Below are 23633 nucleotides of genomic sequence, written 5' to 3'. Positions count from 1 at the left end.
TACCATGCGCATAGGAGAGGGTGATGACCAGAAAAGATAAAATATTGGTGGTGGATGATGAGCGGGCCACCATTGACCATCTGGTTGCCATTCTTAATGGAGATCACGCCCTATGTGTGGCAAAAAATGGTGAGCGGGCGTTGGCACTGGTACAAAGCGAGCCTAGGCCAGACTTAATTTTGTTGGATATTGTGATGCCGGAGATGGATGGCTACGAGGTGTGCCGCCGTTTAAAGGCGGATCCACAGACCTGTGATATTCCGGTGATTTTTTTAACGGTTAAGAGCTCGGTGGAGGATGAAGCGTATGGGCTGGAGCTGGGGGCGGTGGACTATATTGCCAAACCCATCAGCCCGCCGATTGTTAAGGCACGCATTAAGATCCATCTGACCGCCATTAATGAATCAAAAATGCGCCTGCAAAAGGAGCGGGCCGAGGCCGCTAATCAGGCCAAAAACGCCTTTTTAGCCATGGTCAGTCACGAGATACGCACGCCGATGAATGCCATTATGGGTATGAACGAGCTGCTGACGCTCACGCAATTAACCGACAAACAGCAGGAGTATGTGGCGACCCAAAAGCGTGCTGGTGAGGATTTGCTTATCCTGCTTGATGATGTTTTGGATGTGTGTGATATGGAGCGAGGCGCCTTTACGCTGACGCTCGCACCTTTTTATTTGGCGGACGTGGTGGCGGTGGTGCAAGCCGTGGTGGGTGCGCAGGCCAGCGCCAAGGGGATTGGCTTTAACATAACCTGTCAGAGCGGGCTTGCTGAGCAGTTGGTGGGGGATCGGCACCGTATAACCCAGGTATTGTTGAACCTATGTGGTAATGGGGTGAAATTTACCCATGAGGGTTCGGTCTCCATGCTGTTAGAGACGCATCCTAAGGGGGTCTGTTTTGTGGTGCGGGATACCGGGATTGGCATTGGCGCGGGGGACCAAGCACGTATTTTTGATGCCTTTAGCCAATCGGATGTCTCCCTAACACGGCGCTATGGCGGGCTGGGTTTGGGTTTGCATATTACCCGTCAGTTGGTAGAGCTCATGCACGGTACGTTGCGTTTGCAGAGCCAGCAAGGGCAGGGCACTACCTTTACGGTGGTGATTCCTTTTGAGCAGGTGTCGCAGCCTCAACAGCAACCGGTTGTAAAGGCCGAACCGGACCCTGCTACCATGCAGGCATTGCCGCGGTTGTCGATTTTGGTTGCGGAGGATGCCGAAGACAATGCGCTTTTATTGAAACACTATTTTAAAGAGAGCGGTCATGAACTTACCTTTGCCAGGGACGGACAAGAGGCGCTGACCTGCTACCGGCAGGGAGCGTTTGATCTTATTTTGATGGATGTGCAGATGCCTGTCATGGATGGTTATGCAGCCACCCGACAAATCCGCTGTTGGGAGCAGGAGGAGGGGCGGGCGACCCTGCCCATCGTTGCCCTGACCGCCCATGCCATGGCCGATGCTGTGGCGGAGGCCAAAGCGGCGGGGTGTACTCAATTTCTCTCTAAGCCCATCCAAAAAAGACGGCTCATGGAGGAGATCAACAACATCATACAGGCGCGCAGCCAGGGTTGTTAAGCCCAAACAAACGGGCGCAGGCGCGGGGCGCAAGAATCCTACGGGGTGCCGGTTTGACATAAAATGTGCGTTATGGGGGGAAGGATGAGATGAATATGCGCAATCATCGCCCCCTGCTAGAGATCGTGCGTACTGAATGCCTTATTAAATTAGGGCCTTGAGGCTTTTTTATAGGAGCCTCTTAACACATGACGAGACAATGTTATTTTTAAGAACCATTCTGCTCTAGGGGGGAATGGCCCACTTAACCGGCCTCTCGACCCCATTACCCTCACCGCACTGTTAACGGGTGCAAGCTATTTCCATTGGCTCAAGTAGAGCGCATCCAGCCGTGCAAACAGAATATCCTTGGTCACATCAAACTTTTCGATCAATGCCCGCACATTCTCCACCTCGCCCCGCGCCACCATCTCGGCCACCTCGCGGGCCATTTGGTGGACTTTCATATGCTCTGGCTCAATGGATTGAAAAATGGGGTTCTCGCCAAATTTGGCCGTGCCCTCACTGTAGTACCATTTACCAAACGCACACTGACGCTCGCTGGCGACCTCTTCGGGCTTTAGCTGCACCCGGCCCCGCATCATTTTTTCCAACCGGTTAAGCCACGCCAAATGGGCCGATTTAATCATAAAGATATCAAACGGGGGTTCCCCAGCCTGCATCGCTTCCCGTTTGCCCATATCCTTGGCGGTACTCTGGATCACCTGGAGCAGACTGTGGAAATAGTTGGTCGAGCCTTCCAGATAAGAGACCAATTGAAACAGCGCCTTGGCTTCATCATCCACCCGGCTGGAATAGGTTTCTGCTTGATCGGTGGAGAGCTGAATCTTCTCCATGGCCCCACGGGCATCGTGGCCTTGCTGCACCGTCGCTGTCGCGGCCTCCATGCTACGGTTGGTGGCATCAACCATGCTATCGGTCTGCGAAGCGGCGGCGGCGGCGGCTTGCGCAATTTCACTAATGGCCTGCCCCAACTCCTGGGCATTTAACGTAACCGCCTGGGCTGCCTCGGAAACATGTCGGATGGAGAGATTGATCTCCTGCACCGACAGTTTACGCTCCTCCACTAGATCACTGATCTCACTGTTGGAGTTGTTGAGATCCTTAATCATCTCCGTAATACCATCCACAGCTCGCGTAGCTTGGCGGGTATGATCCTGGATCTCCTGCACCTGGTTGGCGATCATCTGGGTGGCTTCGGCGGTTTGACTGGCCAACTCTTTAACCTCGTTGGCCACCACCGCAAAGCCCTTACCCGCCTCGCCTGCCCCAGCGGCCTCAATGGAGGCATTAAGGGCCAACATATTGGTTTGTTCGGCAATATTATTAATCACCTCAATGGCGCGTCCAATCTCCACCGCCGAATGGGAGAGCTGCTCGGTCACCTTTAGGGTGTTATTGGCCTGCTCTGTAGCCTGCCCCGAGCGCTGGTTGGCACGATAGCAGCGCCGATAGATCTCATCCAACGCCTCGGCCATATCCGCAATGGAGCCCGAAACCGAACCGACCTCATGGCTCACCTGCGCCAAGTTACCGTTGACTTGAGTGACGTTGGCGGTCATCTCCTCGGCCGCAGAAGCCACGGTGTTAACGGCGGCGGAGGTCTCCATGGAGGCATCCGCCATACCCTGAATCATGCTGGAAAGATTTTCTGACGACTGGCCTATGCGATCCAAGTTATCCGTTGCTAGGGTCACCGCATGGTGAATCGCTGTCATCTCTTGGTTAAGGTTTTCTTGCTCGCGTTTGACGTTAGAGCCGATGAGTTTAGCATCGCTGGTATCTTTGGTTAAACTCTCCAACACCTCACCAAACTCGGTCACGCAGGAGCGAATACTCTCGGAGTGCAGGGTGCTGCTCCAGACGTTATGGGCCAATCCATCGGTCATGGCATTAATTTTTTCACCCAACTCCAACACATCATCTTTGACAACGGGGATAGGAATACGCTGGAGCAACTTACCCGAGACGGCGTCTTGAATCCCCTCAAACAGCAGCCCCAAGGGTTTGGTAATGCTACGCGCCACCAGCGACGCCAACCCCACCAAAATCACCGTCACAAACAGAAAACGCAGGGTCAATGCCCAGGCATTATGCCAAAAGGCCGCCCGCACATCATCAATATAGATGCCCGAGCCAACCACCCAGCCCCAAGGTTTAAACCCTTTAACAAAAGAGAGCTTCTCCACCGGTGCTTCAAAGTTTGGCTTTGGCCATAGATACTCCACAAAACCTTCACCCTGCTCTTTGGCGACCTTGGCAAATTCGGTGAAGATTTTCTTGCCCCCCTTATCTTCAAAATTGGCAAGATCCTTTCCATCCAAGGCGGGTTTGATGGGGTGCATCACCATCACGGCGTGATAATCGTTAACCCAGAAATAGTCGTTTTTGTTATAACGCAAACCTTTTAACACTTCTATAGCGTGTTTTTTAGCGGCCTCTTCGGTTATTTTGCCATCCTGCACCTTTTGGTAAAAATCCACCAACACACTATGGGCGGTTTCGACCAACTGCTGCGTTTTCTGCTGTCTGGAGTGCATTAAGGCTTTGTCTTGATCCAACAAAAAGGTTAGACCACTCAGCCAAAAGATAACCACCGCCAACACGATCAATAACCAGATGCGTGTGCGTATATTGAGCTTTAAAAACAGAGCAGACATGGCACTCCCCACAAGCTAAAAGCAATCCTGAAACCCCAGACGAACGTGATTGAACCCCATTAATATTTTTTACTGTTTTTAAAAATATTTAACATCCATCCCTGTCGATTGTTATGTTTAAAGCGATCCGTTTTACTTCGCCCCTGTTTATTTATCCGCCATTCATCCTATGGTGGAGACGATTTTTCGTAAGGGTTGATTGTTTCACTTTAACCACAAATAAAGCGGGCTAACTGATTGTTCAGTGTTTTGCCAAGGTCAGAGAGGGTTTTGGCATGTTGGCGTACTGAGTTACTAAGTACTTGGATACCCTCAGCGGATTGCATGCCTGCCTCCATCGCTTCCACAATCATCTGAGAGGATTTTGCCACTTCCATGACGGTTCCAATGGAATCTTTTCCTTGCCTTGCGCCATTCTTGACGGCGTTAGCTAAGTCATTGACATGAGAGCTTATAATGGCCACGCTGCGTGTTACCTCATCCATCCCATATGAAATTTCATTCACATTCCTTGCGGTTTCTGAAATACCCTCGGAGGTGGCATTGATGCTGTTCGTAACCGCGATGGTCTCTTTGGCAGATTGCGAGATGGCAAGGCTAATTTCGTCGAGAGCTTGGTTTTGCTCATCAACTGAGTCGGTGATTTTACGATTGCTGTCACCCAACGCTTGGATCATCTCTGCGACCCGTTCTGTCGCTTGGATCGCCTTTTTTGTTCTTTCCTGAATGCTTTTGGTGTCCTTTGTAATGCTAACGGTGGCTTGAGCCGTGCGGCTAGCCAGTTGTTTTACTTCATTTGCAACCACAGCAAACCCGAGTCCTGCTTGACCCGCTCCCGCAGCTTCAATGGATGCATTCAATGCCAGCATATTGGTTTGATCCGCAATTTGACGAATTTCCCCGACTGTTCTGCTGATGGTCTCTGTCGCTTCTTCAAGATGCTGAACCAGTTGAGAGGTCTCTAGTGAGAGTTCAACGGCTTGACCGGCGTCATGAAGGGCGTTTTTACAACGGGATCGTACTTTTTGAAAAGAGTCCCCTAAGGAGGTGACGGAAGAGGCGATAATATCGAAATTTTCATTGCTCCGGTTGGCCGCCTCTTTAATCTGTGACATGTTTTGGCTCATGGAGTCTGAACTGTCTGCAACATGCCGTAGGTTTGTATTGGCCTCCTCAGCCGCCGCCGCGATTGTCACCATGCTTTGATTGACATCTGTCACGCGTTCCACGCTGGATTCGAGCAGGGCAACAATACCCATCGTCGCTCTGGATACATCTTCCATCTGTACGCGCATGGTTTCTGTGAGACCGGTTGAGGAGATCGTTTGCGTTTGCACACTATCAATCCCCGCACTCATATGTTCGGATGCTTGATTTAATATCAACGCAAGCTGATCAAGAGTGACCGCACTGCCTTTGACATTTTCAACAATTTCACTGATCACCCCAAGAAATTGATTAAACCAGTAAACCAGTTCTCCAATCTCATCATTGGAGGTGAAGTCGAGTTTTTGCGTAAGGTCGGGGTTTTCACCCTCAGCAAAATCGCGCATTTTTGCTTTGACGGTATTAACGGGGTTAATAATTAAAAATTTAAGGATATATTTAAGTAATACTAAAAATAAAATAATACTTATAGTAAGCATAAGAGCGAGATCTAATCGAGTTTGCGAAATATTACTGATCATCTCTTCCGTAGAGACGGTGATCTTTAAGACGCCACGCACATCGTGCTGGTCTCCATGGCAAGCCTGGCAGGGCTCCTTATTTAGGATGGGCACGAGATAACTCCGTTGCCGGCCCCCATCGGCATCGGTGTGATCAAAGCTAACCTCTTGTTTGTTTTCAACGGCCGACGCAAAAAGAGGACTCACTTTGGTCGCATCAAAATGTCGAAATCCCACCCAGCCCGTCTCGGCATCTTCTGGGGCTTCTTGCCCCTCAACAAAGGCTTCTTGACCATCTAAGCGTAAGATCCGGAAACTCCTTACATCCTCCATTTTACTAAGTCTTTGGGCTAGGTCCCTTGCCAGCTCGGAGTTGCCAGAGAGCATGATGCTCTCCAGCCCATTGATCACACCAGAGGTAAGCTTGTTGACGCCCATTGTATTTTCAAACAGCACAGCTTTCTCCATTTTATAAATGGCAAAGCCCCCCATGCTTAATAGGGCAAAAAATCCCACCAAACCAACGCCAAGCATAATTTTTTTATCAAGAGAGTTGAGTTTGATCATGACATGATCCTGTTGAAAAAGATGGAACATGAGCCCTTGAGAGAGAAAAAAGGCAGAAATTTTGTGCTCTGCTGATGAGGTGCTGAGTTGCGCTTGTTATCCTCTGCATGGAGGTGCTTTCCCAACACAAATAACCCCTTTTAAAGTCAAATGCTTGCACATTATGAGTGTTTATTAACCTAAAGAAATAGGGTGGATTTTTATGTTATGAGGGTGATGTGTACGGCACCCCATGGTTTCAAATTTTCACGCAGCGCTAAATCGCCGTAGGGCTGCATGCGTCATATAGGTGATGCATAGGTACCATGATAGGATTAGTAAGTCAATTTAATATTACTATGGCTAATACCAAAAAAACAGAATACTAGTCCTTAGCGTTCATTGTTCAACCATTCATCGGCTAAATATGTCGGTGCGATCAATAGGCTTATTTTAAAAAATCTTAAAAAATCATGTAAATACGGTTTTACGTGAAAGAAATTTGTGTTTTTTTCGCCAAAAGAGTGGCTTATGAATTTGGCAAAGGTATGTGAAATAGGTGCTGAAAGCGTGTGCAAACGCGCCATCTAACACCTAAAGAGTGTTTGTTGTTAACGCGCCCAATGCGTTAACATGAGTGGGGTGAAGGCCCTATTGGTATGCGTGATTGTCATAACAGGAGGGGTTCTTAAAGCCAGATTTTTCTAGATGGCTTCCGAGATGCGTGGCTGTCATAGGGTTATGCAAGGTATTAGAAAATGGAATAGCATTAGTCTAAATGGGAATTTACTACCCAGATCTTATGTATGAACACTTAGCCTGATGTAAGCAGATATTCCCGCTTGCTATGCGAGCGAGAGGGAGGATGATCAATCAAAGGAACCATTTTGCGCACCAGCGTTTCGAGCTGAAGCCGTTAAGCAGATGCTAGAACGGGGATTAACACAGGCGGCTGCCGCAAAATGATTGACGAACTCAATAGGGACGCTCGACGATAGGTGGTGACTGCAAAAACGGGCCATATCCCCACTTCGGGTATGCGTTCTGTCTCTGCGTTAGGGATTAAAATAAAGCGGGTAAGAAAGGCGTTGTCTCAGACTAAACAAGGGTAATCTCAGCGGGTTTGGTCTCTTTATAGTGGACAAATAGCCTGAATTTCTATTCTATGAAGCTAACCGTATAGAGAGATATAAATGATATGCCAAAGCAGGGCAGCAAGTCACTCAGTGTGGCCGCTATCCCCCTGGGTTTAAACCGGGGCTAAGGTAGGCTTGGTGGTTTTGGGATAAACCGCAAATTTGCCGTAGAGACGCCTTAGGTCAAGCCAGCGCGGAACTTGGGTGGTTTGTCCAGGTAAGATAACCTTGCCCCGGTCAGCTTAAGGTGCATCCTCCATCAAGAGATGGCGGTGTTTTGAGGCCCCCCCCCCAAGCGTTGGCACAGGCTTAATCCTGAGTAACGGCCCCCCTCGCGTTTGTGGAGGCAGGGTGTGAGATGCCCGCTAACGGGTGCCAAACACACACATCTGAACGGTAAAATAATCCGGCAAGGCCCTAAATGGGCCAGGAAATACCATAACAGCAAGCGTCTGAGAGGTCTGCCCATGAAGAGGGGGTCTGCCCAAACCCAGCAAGGTGTGCCGCAATCCCTGGATGCGATCCAGGTAGAGGGCGCCTCACGACAGCAATTGGAGCTGTTTCGTGCCCTGCTGGATCAAGCCCCCGATATGATCCTTTTGGTGCGCATGCAGCCAAACCTGCCGTTTGTGGACGCCAATGGCTTGGCCCGTCAAAAATTGAGCCTAAATCCAGCAGAAAATGTCCAGCATGAGATGGCCAAACGGTTAGGCAAAGCCCTTGTGCAGCGCATATGGGATCTTTACGGAGAGGGAGGGCTTTCGGACGAGGACCGGCCTGTCAACATAGAGAGCAGCCTCGACCTGCAAGATCATGCCCGGTGTCCGGTCGAGGTGAGCCTGCGCTGCGTCACCCTGCAAGGGCAGCGCTATGGTGTTTTAATAATCCGTGATGTCCATATTCGCAAGGATCATGAAGAGGCCATTCTTCAACAAGCCAATTTTGATACCCTTACCGGGCTGCCCAACCGCACCATTATGCTGGACCGTTTGGGGCAGGCCATTTTTCGTGCCCAACGGGGCCGAGCACGGGTGGGGTTGATTTGCCTGGACCTAGATCGCTTTAAGCAGGTCAATGATTTTGTGGGGCATAGCCAGGGGGATGACCTGCTCAAACAGGTAACGCAGCGCTTAAAAGGGTGCATCCGCAGTGAAGATACCCTGGCGAGAGCCGGGGGGGATAAGTTTGTGGCGATCCTGCAACAGTTGCACGAGCCCGCCCAAGCATTGATGGTTGCCGAAAAAATGTTGGATGTGCTACGCCAACCCCTGGCGTATGAAGATCACCAACTGGTGGTGACCGCCAGTGTCGGTCTGACCCTCTATCCCGATAATGGTTTAACGCCCGAAGTTCTGTTTAGCCATGGGGATCGGGCCATGTATCAAGCCAAAGAGGATGGCCGCAACTGCCTACGCTTTTACACCGCTGAGCTGGACCAAGTGGCCCGCACCCGTATTGAGATTGAATCACACCTGCGTCAGGCGCGGGTGCAGGGTGAGCTAAGTTTGGTCTATCAACCCTTGGTGGATCTACAGCGGCGTCAAATTATTGGGGCTGAAACGCTGTTGCGCTGGACCAGCGCCCGACTGGGTGAGATGTCCCCCGAACACTTTATCCCTATTGCCGAGGATTCTGGGGCCATCCAAGAGATTGGCACCATGGTGTTGCAGTCTGCCTTTGTGCAAGGGGCCTTGTGGGCTCGGCAAATGGGGGCGTTTCGGTTGTCGGTCAATGTTTCGGTGCGGCAGTTTAAATCCCCTGATTTTGTGCCGCTGATCGCAGGTTTAATGGCAGAGGCCCCCCCAGAGCTGGTGTTGGATCTGGAGCTAACGGAACACTTGTTGATGGAAGATGACCATAAAGTGGCAGAAACCCTGCTCCAATTAAAAAAATTGGGGGTGCATCTCTCCATTGACGATTTTGGCACCGGTTATTCGTCCCTAAGCTATCTCAAGCAATTTCCGATTGATATTCTTAAAATAGATCGCGCCTTTGTGCGGGATGTGGACCAGGATGAAAACAGTGCCTCCCTCACCCGCGCCATCCTCTCTATGGCAAAAAGTTTGAACCTAGACATTGTGGCCGAGGGTATTGAACGTCCCCAACATCTGGATTTTCTGCTAAAACATGCCTGTCCTTGGGGGCAGGGTTATCTGTTTAGTGAGCCGGTGCAACCCGCCCGCTTTGACCGTTTGTTGCTGGAGGGGTTGCCCCGTGATAAAGATTTTACCTACTAGAGCGGCTCCTTTGGCAGAGATGCGGTGCACGTTGGCTAATCCCGTTGGGTTTGCACCTTTGTGGTCTCTATCCTTCAACCTTCAGGCGCGGCCATGGCTTTATGCTGGGCATCGCCTTAGCCGATTTGAAGATGCGCACCTTCTACTATCTGGCCTACGGCAGTAACCTTAACCGCGCCCATATGGCGCAACGCTGTGGTGCGGCCCAGCCGGTGGGGTGGTGCCTGTTGCAGGATTGGCAGCTCTGTTTCCGCTACTGGGCCGATGTGCAGCCCGCCCCGGGTTGTCATGTCTATGGGGGGCTCTACCGCATTACCCCCGGTTGCGAGAAGGCGTTGGATCTGTATGAGGAGTTTCCCTCCCTGTATGATAAACGCTACACAACGGTAGAGGCACACCTCTATGAACAGCCCATCCAACCCCTGCCGGTGATGTTTTATTGTATGCGGGGTGGGGCCTATCAAGCCCCTGATGCGGCCTATCTGGCCGAGATCACCCAGGGTATGATAGATTTTAATTTCCCCTTGGACGCCTTGCAAAGGGCAGCGGGGCTTTCTCTGTCCTGAGGCATTGTCTCTCCCTCTGGGGGCTGGCATGGGTGGTTTTTTTTAATCTGTGGTCAAGGTAGCGAGCATGAGCGAGACACACGAGGATCAGGAAGGTTTGGAGCTTGAGCCCAGCGAGGTGGTGGATCAGCCTAGGCGTATCGAGGCCTTGATTAAACAGGCTTTCATGTCCGAAGAGCATGTGGAGATACAGGTTAATGACCAGCCCCGCATCTTTTTTTCTCAGTTTATGGATTATCTGCCCCCGGTGGTGGGAGATGAGCCACCCCAGCAGGGAGAAACAGGGGCGCAGGATGAGGCCGACCTGTTTGCCACCGATGGCCCCTATGAACCCCTAAGCTATCTGGATAAACATGCCCGTTTGTTGATTGGTCCGCTGGAGCCTGAGGTGGGTAATGAGCAGCTGCAAGCCAGCCGGGAGGTGCGCTTGCTGTTTTTTGAAAACCGCAAAAGTTTCACCGCGACGGTGTGCTATCGGGCACTGCAAACCCAGCCGGAAGGGCCGGTTTATGTGCTGGATTTTCCCCAGCAACTGCTGGTACAGCGCATGCGCCGCCATTTTCGTGCCCGTGTGGAGTATGGGGTGGCCGCCACCCTGAATGTGAGTGCGGAAAAGGGGCGTAAAATCTCTAAGGTGGAGTTGGTTAATCTAAGCGTGGGGGGCTTGGCTTGGAGCAATGCCAAACTGATTGATAGCTTTGAGGTCGGCACGCGTCTAAAAATGGATCTACAGGTGGATAAACTGCCCGCCATCACGGTGTGGGGCACCGTACGTAACCGGGGCATGGAGAAAATCCCTCGACGTGGAGGAAAATCCATTAACCAACCGGTGGTGGGTATGGCGTTTGAGCTGGAAGATAATCTACTGGTGCAAAAGGTGGAGCAGGCCGCGGCCTTGGTGCAGCGGGAATATCTAAGTCGGCTGCGCCTTAAACGAGAGGCAGCGAAACCCCCAGCGGCCAGCGAGCCCAGCGGGAAAGCCGCCGCGTTGCGTGGCTTGTTTAAAGCGAAAAAAGGCTATTTTTCCTAAAGGTTTGTTTTTTTGGCCGGTGAGCCGAGGCTCTGGGCAGCGGGGTAGGAGCCAATAAGCCAATTACGCCGCTAAACCGCGCGCCTTGGTGGCTGCTGGGCCGGGAAACACCATGACCAACCTTGGCGGCCCCCGAATGGGCGTGGCTTGTCTGGCATTGTATGCGGTTTTTTGCCCAGTTGTGCAGCTTGATAACTTGTGAGCCGCGCAGAATGGGCGTATCACTATCCCACAGTTTTTCACCTTCTGCGGCGCTGTAGGTACTCATTGCATGGCTGTTGATGTTCAAACCTTTTTGGATCCAGCGGATACCACGCCCATTATTGATGTGCGCTCCCCTGCTGAGTATGCCAAGGGCCACCTGCCCGGTGCGCTGAGCATGCCGCTGTTTACCGATGCCGAACGGGCAGAGGTGGGCACCACCTACAAACAGGTGGGGCCAGAGCAAGCCTTTAGTCTGGGTCTGGAGCGGGTAGGACCCAAGATGGCTGGCTTTGTCAAACAGGCCCGCCAGATCGCCCCCCATGGACGCATTAAGGTCTATTGCTGGCGGGGGGGTAAGCGCAGTGGCAGCATGGGCTGGTTGCTCGCCCAAGCGGGTTTTGAAAGCTTGGTATTAGAAGGGGGCTACAAGGCTTACCGCAATCACCTGCTCACCACGTTGGGGCAACCCTTAAAGCTGGCCGTGGTGGGGGGCATGACCGGCAGCGGCAAAACGGAGATCCTTCAGCAGTTGGCTATGGCTGGAGAGCAGGTGATTGATCTGGAAGGGCTGGCGAACCATCGCGGCTCTGCCTTTGGTGGGGTGGGTCTGCCTGCCCAACCCAGCAATGAACAGTTTTGGAACCTGGTTTTTGACCGCTTTAATCAACTGGATCCTAACCGCACCATCTGGGTGGAGGACGAGAGCCGCTCCATTGGATGTGTAACGGTGCCTGAGCCCCTGTTTGTGCAGATGCGCCTTGCGCCGGTTTATGCGGTGTCGGTAGAGACCGCCTTGCGGGTAGAGCACCTGCAACAGGTTTATGCGGGTCATGCGGTGGAGGCCTTGGAGGCCTCGTTACTTAAAATTGAAAAGCGGCTTGGTACGCGGCATACCGCCCAACTGCGTGAGGCGCTGCTGGCTGGGGAGATGGCCCAGGTTACGCAGCAACTCTTGGATTATTACGATAAAATGTATCGCTATGGATTGGAGCGACGTACACCGGGGCAGGTGGTTGAGGTCACGTTGCAGCCCGCCCCGCAGCGTTGGTCGGAGTGGTTACAGCGGATTACCCCGCGCCTTATGGAGATAAGATCTTGAATGCCCCCATTAAATTGACCGAGTTTAGCCCCGGTTCCGGCTGTGGTTGCAAACTCTCGCCCAAGGATCTGGCGGCCATTGTCCATGGTACCCAAACCTTTGCGGCAGCCCCCGATGCACGGTTGCTGGTGGGTAATGACAGCAATGACGATGCCGCTGTCTATGACATAGGCAATGGTCAGGCATTGATTAGCACCACCGATTTTTTTACGCCCATTGTTAATGATCCCTTTTTGTTTGGCCAAATTGCCTCGGTCAACGCCATTAGCGATGTTTACGCCATGGGGGGGCAGCCTTTGGTGGCCATTGGTATTTTGGGTTGGCCCGTGAAAAAACTGCCCATCGAGGTGGCGCAAAAGGTGCTCGAAGGGGCGCGTTCAGTGTGTGCCCAAGTGGGGATTGCCCTGGCTGGGGGGCACAGTATTGATATCTCTGAGCCCATTTTTGGTTTGGCGGTCACCGGGCAGGTGGCCATTGAGCACCTAAAACGCAATAACAGCGCACAAGCGGGCTGCCAACTGTTTTTGACCAAACCCTTGGGGGTGGGCATTCTCACCACCGCCGAAAAACGGGGCATTCTCAAACCGGAACATGCCAGCGCAGCGGTAGACTCCATGACCCGTCTCAATACCCTGGGTATGGCACTGGGTAAATTGCCCGGTGTAACCGCCATGACCGATGTGACCGGGTTTGGTCTGTTGGGTCATTTGGTGGAGATGTGCGAGGGCAGTGGGGTTAATGGTGTGGTGCGGCGCCACGCGGTACCGCTGATTGAGGGGTTGGATTATTATCTCGATCAGGGGAGCACCCCAGGTGGTACCAAACGCAACTGGCAGAGCTACGGGCACAAGGTAAGCAGCATCAGCGAGCGGGATCAGATGGTATTGTGCGATCCCCAGACCAGCGGTGGGCTGTTGGTGGCGGTGACGGAGGAAGGGATGGCGGCATTTCAGCAGGTAAGCGCTGCCGCTGGCTTGTCGTTGCACCCCTTGGGTGAATTAACCGCGCGCGAGGGTTTCTCCCCGGATCATCCCTATGTGACGGTGGTTTAGGGGGGAGCGCCCTAGGGCCGTCTGCTGTGCCTGGGTCGGACGTCCGAGCTCTCTATCCGGGGGCGTGTCGCACAATTTATTGGCACAAAGGGGGGGGCCGCGCGGGCCGCCGTCAGGGTGGGGATAAGCGCTGGCATTAACGAGATTCCGCCCGACTGGCACAGCCAATACAGGTTGCCACGCTAGGGTCCCATTGCAGACGTTGGGGGGCAATCTGTCCACCGCACACCAAGCACTCGCCAAAGCTGCCATCGGTTAGGCGCACCAAGGCGGCATCAATACGGCGCAACTCCTGTTGGCGACGTAAGCCACTCTCTTTTGCCATGGCCTGCATCTGTAGGGCATCCATGCGGGATAGGCGACCTACGCGGGTTTGGTCTAGCTCAACCGCCTGTTGGCTTTCGCTGGCGCTGGCCGCATCGGCCAGCAATTCATCCCGCCGGCTCAACAATTGGGCTTGATAGGGCTCTCTATCCTCTTCCATAGCCTCTTCCATGGCTCACTCGACGGGCTGGGCGTGTTGTTGAATAATCTCCAACAATTTACGCTTTTTAATGGGTTTGGTTAGGTGGTCGTCACAGCCTGCTTGCAGACTGCGTTCCCGATCTCCGCTCAGGGCATGAGCCGTTAGGGCGTAGATAATGTGTGGTGGCACGCCCCGTTGCTGCTCCCATTGGCGTATGGCACGTGTGGCGCTATAGCCATCCATGATGGGCATCTGCATATCCATAAAGATGAGATCAAAGCGCTCCACAATAACCCGCTCTAGCGCATCGGCCCCATTTTCGACCATCACGAGGGCGTGGGGGGTGTGCTGTAAAAAGGCTTTGAACAAGGTGCGATTGTCCTCAGAATCCTCCACCAGCAAAATGGAGAGCGGACGTTGCGGATGCTCTGGGGTAAACGCGCACGGTGCTTCTACAATGCCTTGATTATAGGGGGTGATAACAGCCGTAGTCGGTGTTTCATGCAAGGGCGTGTGGCTTAGTACCAGGGGCAGCGTCATGTGAAAAGTGCTGCCTTGTCCCTCAATACTTTCAACCCAGATCCTACCCCCCATCAGCTCCGTAAAACGACGGCAGATCGCTAAACCCAGTCCTGTTCCCCCAAAACGTCGGGTGACGCTGGAATCCTCCTGCGTAAAATTATCAAAAATACGCTCCAACTGCTGGGGGGCAATGCCGATACCTGTATCGCTCACACGGGTATGAATATGCTGGTTTGCATCAAGGCTTAAATGGAGAGAGACTCCCCCTTCTTCCGTAAATTTAAGTGCGTTACCCAGCAGATTATACAGCACCTGACGCACCCGGCCGGCATCCCCCAGCACATACTGTTGCTCAAGTTCCGGTGCAATCTCCACCACAAGGCTAAGATTATGGTTAAGCGCTTGGAGCCGGAAAAAATCGGTAATGCTAATGACCATGGTATCCAACCTGAAGGCGCGCTCTTCTAAGGTCATGCGCCCGGCCTCGATTTTTGAGAGGTCTAGGATATTGTCAATCAACTCCAGTAGGGCATCCCCGGCGTGTTGCATGCTGTTGATATAGCGGGTCTGTTCGGCATTTAACGGGGTTTCCAATAAAATCTCCCCCATGCCGATCACCACATTCATCGGGGTACGGATTTCATGGCTCATGGCTGCCAAAAATTCCGACTTGCTGCGGTTGGCTGCTTCGGCATCCTCTTTGGCCTGTTGCAGCTCCTGCTCAACACGCAGTCGTTGGGTGATGTCCCGCGCCACCCCGATTAATCCCAATAGCTCCCCTTGGTAACCATGCATGGGTGACTTTTGAATGAGAAAGGGTACTTGGTGGCCATCCCCAAACAGCCCCGTGGCTTCGTGGCTAAAGCAGCTATTTTTGTTGATGACCAGCTCATCCCCCGATTTGAGCAGTTGGGCCAGCTCTGGGCTAAAGAGGGCTTGGTCGGTATGGCCGATAAGGGCGGCCTCGGGACGTTTGCAAAACAGTTCAAAGGCGCGGTTACATCCCATGTAGGTGCCATCCGCCCGTTTGTAAAAAATGAGATCAGGAATGGAGTCGATTAAGGAGCGTAGTAAAGCACGCTCCTTGCCCAGCTCCAACTCCATCTGCTTACGCTCGGTAATGTCGGTTAAGGTACCCACAAAACCTTGAATCACCCTGTCAGGGTCCCGTTGGGGGGCTGCTGAGCCGATCACCCAGCGAATGGTGCCATCCCCACGTAGAAAACGATACTCTTCATGAAAAGCGTTGCCATGGAGCACCGTCTCCTGCCAGCGCTGTTGAACCCGGGGTTGATCATCTGGATGGAGATGAATGTCCCACTGACTGCTGAGCGCTTGAGGGGAGGTGGTGCCGGTAATGCTCTCCCAGGTTGTGTTGACATAGATATATTCGCCATCATGATCGGTCTGGAAAATACCCACTGGCGAGACCTGGGCTAACGTGCGAAAACGTTCATTGCTCTCGTTAAGGGCGGCATCTGCTTGTTTGCGGGCGGTTATCTCTTCGCTCAAGGCGATAAAGTGGGTAATCTGCCCGTCATTATCCAACACCGGCGCAATGTGGGCCATTTGCCAGTGCAGGGCGCCATTTTTTTTGCGGTTAATGAACTCGCCGCGCCAAGGGGCCCCCGCAGAGATGGTACGCCATAGATCACGAAACAGTTCAGGGGGATTGAGATCGGATTTAAGCAGATTGGGATTTTTGCCTAACACCTCATGGGAATAATAGCCGGTAAGCTGCTCAAAATAGGGGTTAACATACTCAATGTTGCCTTGGGTGTCACTAATAAGCACCGATATCGGGGCTTGCTCCAGTCCAGTAGAGAGGGTGCGTAACCGTTTTTCACGCTCAATGATCGAGTGCGCCAGGGTGCGAAACTCTAGCGTTAATGTGCGGAACTCGCTGGCACCATAACGGATCTGCCGGGGTGGTATGCGGCCTTCTTGATGAAACTGTTGAATCTCGTGCAAAAGGGTGTGTAAGGGGCTGACCAATTGGCGGCGGATAAACCACCATCCTAGGGGTATTAACATGAGGGCTGTTAAGCCTCCACCCAGCGCGGCAGCCCCCTGAAAAGCCATAAAGCTGGTGCTAATTTGCTCCTTGGGCAAGGCAAACCCAAAGAGCGCCAAGTCGCCATTATCCAGGGGGGCGTGGAGCAGCGATAATCGCGCGTCAGCATGATCAATCCAATGGCTGTGTCCGCTTGCTGGAACGCTGCTAAGTTGGCTGAGATCCAGGCTCTTCGTCAAAGCCTGTTGAAGGTCCAATTTTTGAAAAGGGTGCGTACCGGTTTGTTTCTGGTTAAGGGTGCTATTGTGGTGTAAGAGCTGCACCTGGGTGTGGGTACGAAGTTGAATATGGTTGGTAAAATGCTCATCCAAACGGGAAATTAACAGGAGTGTACCAGCCTGTTTGGGCTCGCCACCCTTGCTTTGCCAGAGCATGGGGCTAAGCTCGGCTTGAGCAATCTCCTGGTCAAAATGGATCAGGTGGTAGAGGGGGTGCTTGCTCAGCCAGTGTGACAACCCGGCAAGATCGCGCTGCGGTGGTGGTGATGGTTGCTCGGGGCGCTGAAGGGTTAGATTGATCGCGCCATCAGGACCAAAACCCCGGTAGCCGACCGAGGTTTTGGTTTGTTCACGGTTGATCCACACAATGGGGCGCTGTTTGGTATCATACAGCACCACCAAGATGTTGTTTAAATCATGAATATGCTTGAGTACCTCATGTATAAGTTGCTCTTTTTCTTGGTCAAAAACCAATGTTTCGCGGCGCGTTGGGTCTTCGTAACGGTTGATGAGATGCATCGGGCCGCTGATATTGGGCGACTGTGCCAAACTGGCTGCCCGTTGCTGTAAATCCTTGCGGCGTTGCCCTAACTCATCCAATAAAAACTGTTGCGCAAATTGGAGGTGTTGTTCAGCTCGCCGGTTAAATTCATGCTGGATAAAACGATGAAAAAGCAGGCCCACAATCAGGAGCAGCAAAAGCGAAGCAAGCAACCATGCAGAGAGTAGGATACGTTTGATGTCCATGAGCATCAAAAGACCGGTTCCAGGGTGTTGATATTCTCCTGGGTCACCAGAGTGGAAGGCACAGTTTGAAATTTGTTGACAGGCTGTCCTGCTAGGATGCGTTTAACCGCGGTTATCCCCTGTTTAACCCCGTTTGGATAGGTGAAAATCGCATCAATCTCCCCTTTCCGGAGGGACTCTCGCCCAGCGCGGGTGTAATCTATACTGACAATCGGTAACTTTGTGGGATCAATGCCCGCTCGTTTTAAAGCCAAAATGGCCCCCAAAGCCATCGCGTCGGAGTGGACATAAATGGCATCAAAGGGGAGCTTTTGGGCCAGGATAGACTCCATAATTAAGATAGCCATCTCTTTTTTATAATTGGCAAAGGGTTGGGCAACAATCTGCATGTGCGGATGTAAAGAGAGCTCTTGTATAAAGCCGACGGTGCGCTGCTGGGTTGTGGAAGCGCTACCGAGGCCTTGAATAACAAGAATTTTACCCTTTTCATTGAGGCGTTTTGATAAATAACGCGCCGCTTGGCGACCAATTTCTGCATCATCCGGGGCAATAAAGGTTGTAAAATTTTCATCCAAGGTGCGTCGGGACAATAAGACCACGGGCACCCCTTGGCGATAGATGTTTGAGATGACAGGGGTAAGCACAGCACCATCCCGCGGGCTGGTTACCAGCACATGCACCCCGCGTTCGACCATATGCTCCAAATCAATGGCCTGTTGGGTGGTATTGCCTTTGGCATCGGAGAGGATAACCTGAAACCGTTTGTCCGTTTGTAGGGTTTGGCTAAACGTCATAGCCTGGGCTGCACGCCAGGGAATATCCAGGGTGTCTTGGCAAAAACCGACCCGCCAAGGGGGTTGCTGGGCGTGGGCCAAGCCCGCCAATGCGTAGAGAGTCATCATGACAATGGCGGGTAGGGTGCGCATAGGGCGGGAGATTCGCCATCCTGGAATGTTAATAAACATGGCCGTTAACACGTATTTTCTGTCAAAAATAGGGTTAATGAAGACGCGACTTGCGCCCCATTGGGCAGAGAGGGATCGCCCGGCTTGGTTGGCCTTACAGGGACGGTCTAGGCGTTTATTCAACACATGAGCTGTCTTGTCAAAGCCTCTGCCCGTCTGGGCCACAGAGCGGTTGCTTGTGTCGGATCACCCCCTTCCGAAAGTCTAGCAAATCTCACAGGACAATGGGCATTTTTCCTAAAGCAGCAGCAAAAAAAGCCGACCCGTGGCCCCGTTGGGGTCCAGGGTTGGCTCTGTCGCGCGCTCATTCCCCATGCTCGACACCAGCAGCAGGCGTTTTATCTTTAGGATCGCGGCCAGTGACCGTTGCCCTGCGTTGGTGGGGTGTGGTGAGGCTACTTTGGGGGAGCTGCGCCATTAAGGGATGACATGCACCCCCGGCAAAGGCATGTTTTTAACCAAACTGGCCAGCAGTGCCACCGCAGGTTGTCGGCTAAAGGTACGTCGCCAGACAAGACTGACGGTACGATAGGGGGCAGGCTCGGCAAAGGGGATATGGCGTAAGGTATCCTGGTGAGAAAAGGGTGAATCCGCCACCGTGCTGGGCAGCACGGTGATGCCAGCCCCGCCTGCTACCATATGGCGGATGGTCTCTAAGGAGCTGCTCTCCAGGACCGATGAAAGACCGTTAGGGTCACTGTCTGGGGTGTTATAGGTGGGGCATAGATTAATAATTTGATCCCGTAAACAGTGACCACGACGTAGTAATAAGAGGGGTTGCTGATCCAACTCATGACCGGCGATGCTGCTGCGGTTGGCCCAGGGGTGGTTGCTCGGTACGGTTACTCGAAAGGGTTCCCGATAGAGGGGGGTAACCGCCAGTCCGGGTTCGGCACACTCCCGCGCAATGAGCAGCAGATCCAGGGTGCCTGCTTTTAGATGGGCGATCAAGGTGTCGGTGTGCTCCTCTTCAATAAGCAGGGTCATCCCTGGGGCGGCGGCCTGACAGTGGGGAATAAGGGTGGGTAGCAGATAGGGGCCAATGGTGTTGATGATGCCGAGGCGTAAGGGGCCTTGCAGGGGGTCGCGGCGGCTTTTGCCTAACTCTTTTATATGGTTGGCAGACTCTACAATCAAGCGTGCCTGGGTAAGGATTTCCAAACTATTTTCCGTGGGTCGCACTTCGCTACGGCTGCGCTCAAAGAGGATAACCCCCAACTCCTCCTCCAGCTTGCGGATACCGATGCTCAAGGTTGGTTGAGAGACATGGCATGCTTTAGCGGCCCGGCCAAAGTGGCGGGTACGGGCGACGGCATCAATAAAGCGTAGCTGGTTTAGGTTCATCGTTGGCTCGTTTAGGGGCTAAACATGGGCTTTTACGCTCGGCTTGGTGTATGGTGACGCGCTTGTTCCCTCGGCGTCAACCATTGTTTGCTTTTGTGTTGGCTGGCTCTGCTGTAATGTACGATAGGTTGTGTTACGATCATGGCCGCCAGTGGCGCGGGTTGCGTTGGGTTGAACCGTGCATTATTAGGGTAGGGCGCTTGCCTATCCTCTCAGAAGTAAGGGGCGTTTTGTGGAGAGCCAAACGGTGGATGGGCAACGTTCAGGGGTGGTTAGGTTGATCCACGAGTGGTCGGCTGCACACCGTATTTTTGCCATGATGACGATCATGGTGGCGTTGGTGATCCTCGTCGGTGGCATCATTACCTACACGCTCTATCTCAAAGCCTTAAACGATACCCAACAGCACCTTTTGGAATCTGCGCGACAGCTCGCGCTCTCACTGCAACTTACCTCGCAGGAGTATGCGCTGCGCCAGCAAAACGCGAATGCGAGCCGCTATGCGGGGCTAACCGCCGCTGAACAGCTGCGGGTACGCCAAAATGATGCGTTGCATAAATTGCGCACGCGCTTGCAGGCTGAACAGGGCGGTGAGCGTCTGCTGGGTTATCTCCACCTGGTGCAAATGGGGCAAGATGAGATCCTTGTGCGGCTTGATGAACGCGCCCTTAGGGAGACATCCGTGCGGCGCTTGCCCCTAAAAGAGTATCAAGATCATCCTTTTGCGCAAGCCCTTAGGGGTGAGTCCGGCTCTGCAATTGCCTTGGACTTGAATGGGGAAATGGCGTTGATGGGCTTTACGGCGGTCCCTGATCTGGGCTGGGGGGTGGTGGTTCACTACCGTTTGTCCTATCAGCGTAAGCCGTTTTTGCGCATTGCCTGGGGGCTGCTGTTGGGGTCTGCCTTGGTGGTGGTGTTCGGTGGATGGCTGTTTATGCAAGTGGGTGGGCCACTCATCTCTGGCTTGGAACGCTACCAAGCCCGGCTGGGCTTGGCCATGGCGGCCTCTCGCATCGGCATTTGGGAGTGGGATGTGGTCACGGGTAAGGTGGAGTGGGACGAAGGCATGCACCAGATCTTTGATTTGCCAAAAGGGGCGTTTGATGGTACTTGGGAGGGCTTTTTGGCGCTGTTTGATGGGGAAGATAGCGCACGTTTGGAGCAGTGTCGTCAAGAGAGTTTGACCGAGCAACTGCGTTTTGAGCTGGAGTGTCGTACACAACCGGTTGCTGGGGTTCAAAAAACCCTCTCCCTACGGGGGGAGTTGCGCATGCCCGAACATGGGGTCGAGGCTCATTTGATCGGGGCCTGTTGGGATATTAGTGAGCAAAAACAGGCCGAGCTTAAATTGCTGGAGAGCCGTCACCACCTGGATCGTGCGCAACGTTTGGCGGGGCTGGGCTATTGGAGTTGGAATTTACAAGGTGATGAGCAGTTTTGGTCCGAAGAGATCTACCGCATGCTGCATCGTCCCAGGGCCCATGTGAGTGCCAGTTTTGAAAGCTATATGGACCATGTACACCCCGACGACCGCCAGCGGGTGCGGGATATGGTGGCGCGGGTGCTTAAAGAGCCGGATCTGTTTTTTCGCGTGGAACACCGGATTGTGCGCTCGGATGGTAATGTGCGTACCGTATTGCAGTTGGGCGATGTGGAGCGTTCGGCGTCGGGTGAACCGGTGCGCATGACCGGTACGGTGCAGGATATTACCGACCTTAAACGTACCCAAGAAAACCTGGATCTGGCCAAATATATTTTGGATACCACCAGTGACGCGGTGATCATTACCGACGTGAACAACCGCATTATTGATGTGAACCACGCTTATACCAAGATCACCGGTTTCAGTCGGGATGAGGTGATGGGTCAAAATCCGCAAGTGGTGCACAATGAAGAGCAGGGTGAGGCCTTTTATAGTCGCATTTGGCAATCCTTGTTGCAGGAGGGACGCTGGTCGGGCGAGGTGTGGGAGCGGCGCAAAAATGGTGAGCTCTACCCCAAGTGGATGACCATGCGACGCATGCTAAACCAGTATGGCGAGACGGCCTTTTTTGTCGGCGTGTTTGTGGATATTAGTACCCAAAAAGCCACAGAAGAGCAGATGGAGCGGTTGGCCTATTATGACCCCCTGACCAAATTGCCCAACCGGGCACTGTTCCACGAACGGTTAACCCAATCCATTACCACCGCCAAACGCTATAAACGCCACGTTGGGGTGGTGATGCTGGACCTTAACCGCTTTAAATTAATCAATGAGAGCTACGGTTATGGGGTGGGGGATGGTCTGTTGATTCAAGTGGCCGAGCGCATTGTCGAGCGCTTGCGCGAGTCGGATATTGTGGCACGTATTGGTGCCGATACCTTTGCCATCACCTTGGTTGACCTTAAACAGGAGGGTGAGATCACAGGTGTGGCCAATAACCTGCTCAAACAGTTTGTTATGCCCTTTTTGGTCAATGGCCATGAGCTTATGCTGCGTACCGCCATGGGGATTGTACTCTATCCAACCGATGGGCAGGATGCCGAAACCCTGCTGCGGCACGTGGAAAACGCCCTGGGACAGGCCAAACAGCAAGGGGTGAATAACTATCGCTTCTATTCAGAAGAGATGTCTAACATCAGCAATAAACGGTTGGCTCTGGAACAGGAGATGCACACCGCATTGGAGCAACGGGATTTTGTGCTCTATTACCAGCCGAAAGTGAATTTGCAACGGGGGGTGGTCTCTGGAGTTGAGTCACTGATACGTTGGCAACACAAACAGAAGGGCATGATCTCCCCGGTTGAGTTTATCCCCGTGGCCGAAGAGACTGGCCTGATTGTACCCATGGGGTTGTGGATTTTAGAAACCGCCTGTGCCGAAGCCAAGCGCATTACCGACTATTTGGGGCAACCTTTTACCGTGGCGGTTAACCTCTCGGCACGGCAGTTTCAGAGCCGTAATCTGTTAGAGAGTATCTCTGAAACCCTTAATAATAGCGCCATTGACCCCAGCATGTTGGAGTTTGAAATTACCGAAAGCATGATGATGGGCAATGTGGAAAAGAGTATTGAGACCTTGGTGGCGATCCGTAATATGGGGGTTACGTTGGCCATTGATGATTTTGGTACCGGCTACTCTTCCCTAAGTTATCTCAAGCGTTTCCCCATCAACACCCTAAAAATTGACCAATCATTCATCCGGGATTTGGGGGTGGATTCGGATGATGCGGCGATTGTCTCGGCCATTATCTCCATGGCCCAGGATCTCAACCTGCATGTGGTGGCTGAAGGGGCTGAAAAAGCCGAGCAAGTGCTCTTCTTAAAAGAGCGCGGCTGTGAAACGGTACAGGGTTACTATTTCAGCCGCCCTTTGCCGCAAACGGATCTGGAGCGCCTGCTGAAAGACCCCAATGGCATTAAGATGCCGCCGACGGTGGAAATGGGCAAATTGGTCGAGGTTTAGTAGGGCTAGGGGGCGTCCTGTGTATCGGGATGAGCCGGTGCGGTGTGGGTAAAATAGGGGGATCGTCGAGCCTTT

Annotated in this window: 13 protein-coding genes; 7 read left to right on the top strand and 6 right to left on the bottom strand. The window is 52.9% G+C overall.

Features of this window, described 5'->3' with window-relative positions; all coding sequences use genetic code 11:
* Positions 1 to 23 precede the first annotated feature (23 nt).
* Positions 24 to 1580 carry a response regulator gene (locus MMC1_RS12250; RefSeq protein ID WP_011714013.1) on the top strand — a complete coding sequence of 519 codons (1557 nt, stop codon included), beginning with the start codon at positions 24 to 26 and terminating at the stop codon, positions 1578 to 1580.
* 296 nt (positions 1581 to 1876) lie between these two features.
* Here the strand turns inward: MMC1_RS12250 and MMC1_RS12245 are convergent, their stop codons facing one another.
* Both MMC1_RS12245 and MMC1_RS12240 read right to left on the bottom strand, forming a co-directional pair.
* A complete protein-coding gene (locus MMC1_RS12245; protein WP_011714012.1) occupies positions 1877 to 4240 on the bottom strand; it encodes a cache domain-containing protein in 2364 nt (787 codons plus the stop codon).
* Between the two features lie 209 nt (positions 4241 to 4449).
* Entirely contained in the window at positions 4450 to 6474 is a 2025-nt protein-coding gene (locus tag MMC1_RS12240) for a methyl-accepting chemotaxis protein (RefSeq protein ID WP_011714011.1), read from the bottom strand.
* A gap of 1582 nt (positions 6475 to 8056) precedes the next feature.
* Between MMC1_RS12240 and MMC1_RS12235 the strand changes: the two genes are divergently transcribed.
* From MMC1_RS12235 to selD, 5 genes are all read left to right on the top strand, one after another.
* On the top strand, positions 8057 to 9826 hold the full coding sequence (locus MMC1_RS12235) for a putative bifunctional diguanylate cyclase/phosphodiesterase (RefSeq protein ID WP_011714010.1): 1770 nt from the start codon (positions 8057 to 8059) through the stop codon (positions 9824 to 9826).
* Between the two features lie 101 nt (positions 9827 to 9927).
* Positions 9928 to 10392, top strand: a complete 465-nt coding sequence (locus tag MMC1_RS20210) for a gamma-glutamylcyclotransferase family protein (RefSeq protein ID WP_011714009.1) — start codon at positions 9928 to 9930, stop codon at positions 10390 to 10392.
* Between the two features lie 67 nt (positions 10393 to 10459).
* A complete protein-coding gene (locus tag MMC1_RS12225) occupies positions 10460 to 11422 on the top strand; it encodes a PilZ domain-containing protein (protein WP_011714008.1) in 963 nt (320 codons plus the stop codon).
* A 271-nt stretch (positions 11423 to 11693) separates the two neighbouring features.
* Positions 11694 to 12725, top strand: coding sequence for a tRNA 2-selenouridine(34) synthase MnmH (mnmH, locus tag MMC1_RS12220; RefSeq protein WP_041641217.1), 1032 nt, complete (start codon positions 11694 to 11696; stop codon positions 12723 to 12725).
* Entirely contained in the window at positions 12722 to 13777 is a 1056-nt protein-coding gene (gene selD, locus MMC1_RS12215) for a selenide, water dikinase SelD (protein ID WP_011714005.1), read from the top strand. The genes mnmH and selD overlap by 4 nt, the downstream gene beginning before the upstream one ends.
* Positions 13778 to 13913: 136 nt before the next feature.
* On the opposite strand, the gene MMC1_RS12210 is transcribed toward selD, so the two are convergent.
* The 4 genes from MMC1_RS12210 to MMC1_RS12195 all read right to left on the bottom strand — a co-directional run bounded on the left by MMC1_RS12210 (position 13914) and on the right by MMC1_RS12195 (position 20113).
* Positions 13914 to 14273, bottom strand: coding sequence for a TraR/DksA family transcriptional regulator (locus MMC1_RS12210; RefSeq protein ID WP_011714004.1), 360 nt, complete (start codon positions 14271 to 14273; stop codon positions 13914 to 13916).
* A gap of 3 nt (positions 14274 to 14276) precedes the next feature.
* The gene (locus tag MMC1_RS20205) at positions 14277 to 17810 is read right to left on the bottom strand and encodes a PAS domain-containing sensor histidine kinase (RefSeq protein WP_011714003.1); all 3534 of its coding nucleotides are present in this window, start codon (positions 17808 to 17810) and stop codon (positions 14277 to 14279) included.
* Positions 17810 to 18769 (bottom strand): substrate-binding domain-containing protein, encoded by a 960-nt coding sequence (locus MMC1_RS12200; RefSeq protein ID WP_143711423.1) that lies wholly within the window; start codon positions 18767 to 18769, stop codon positions 17810 to 17812. The genes MMC1_RS20205 and MMC1_RS12200 overlap by 1 nt, the downstream gene beginning before the upstream one ends.
* A 417-nt stretch (positions 18770 to 19186) precedes the next feature.
* Positions 19187 to 20113, bottom strand: a complete 927-nt coding sequence (locus tag MMC1_RS12195; RefSeq protein ID WP_011714001.1) for a hydrogen peroxide-inducible genes activator — start codon at positions 20111 to 20113, stop codon at positions 19187 to 19189.
* A 232-nt stretch (positions 20114 to 20345) separates the two neighbouring features.
* Here MMC1_RS12195 and MMC1_RS20200 point away from each other — a divergent pair, with 232 nt between their 5' ends.
* Positions 20346 to 23558 carry a sensor domain-containing protein gene (locus MMC1_RS20200; protein ID WP_011714000.1) on the top strand — a complete coding sequence of 1071 codons (3213 nt, stop codon included), beginning with the start codon at positions 20346 to 20348 and terminating at the stop codon, positions 23556 to 23558.
* Positions 23559 to 23633: the final 75 nt, after the last annotated feature.

The sequence above is a fragment of the Magnetococcus marinus MC-1 genome, from assembly GCF_000014865.1.
Lineage (GTDB): Bacteria > Pseudomonadota > Magnetococcia > Magnetococcales > Magnetococcaceae > Magnetococcus > Magnetococcus marinus.
The sequence above is the reverse complement of the archived record's forward strand: the minus strand, read 5'-3'. Positions and strand labels throughout refer to the sequence as shown.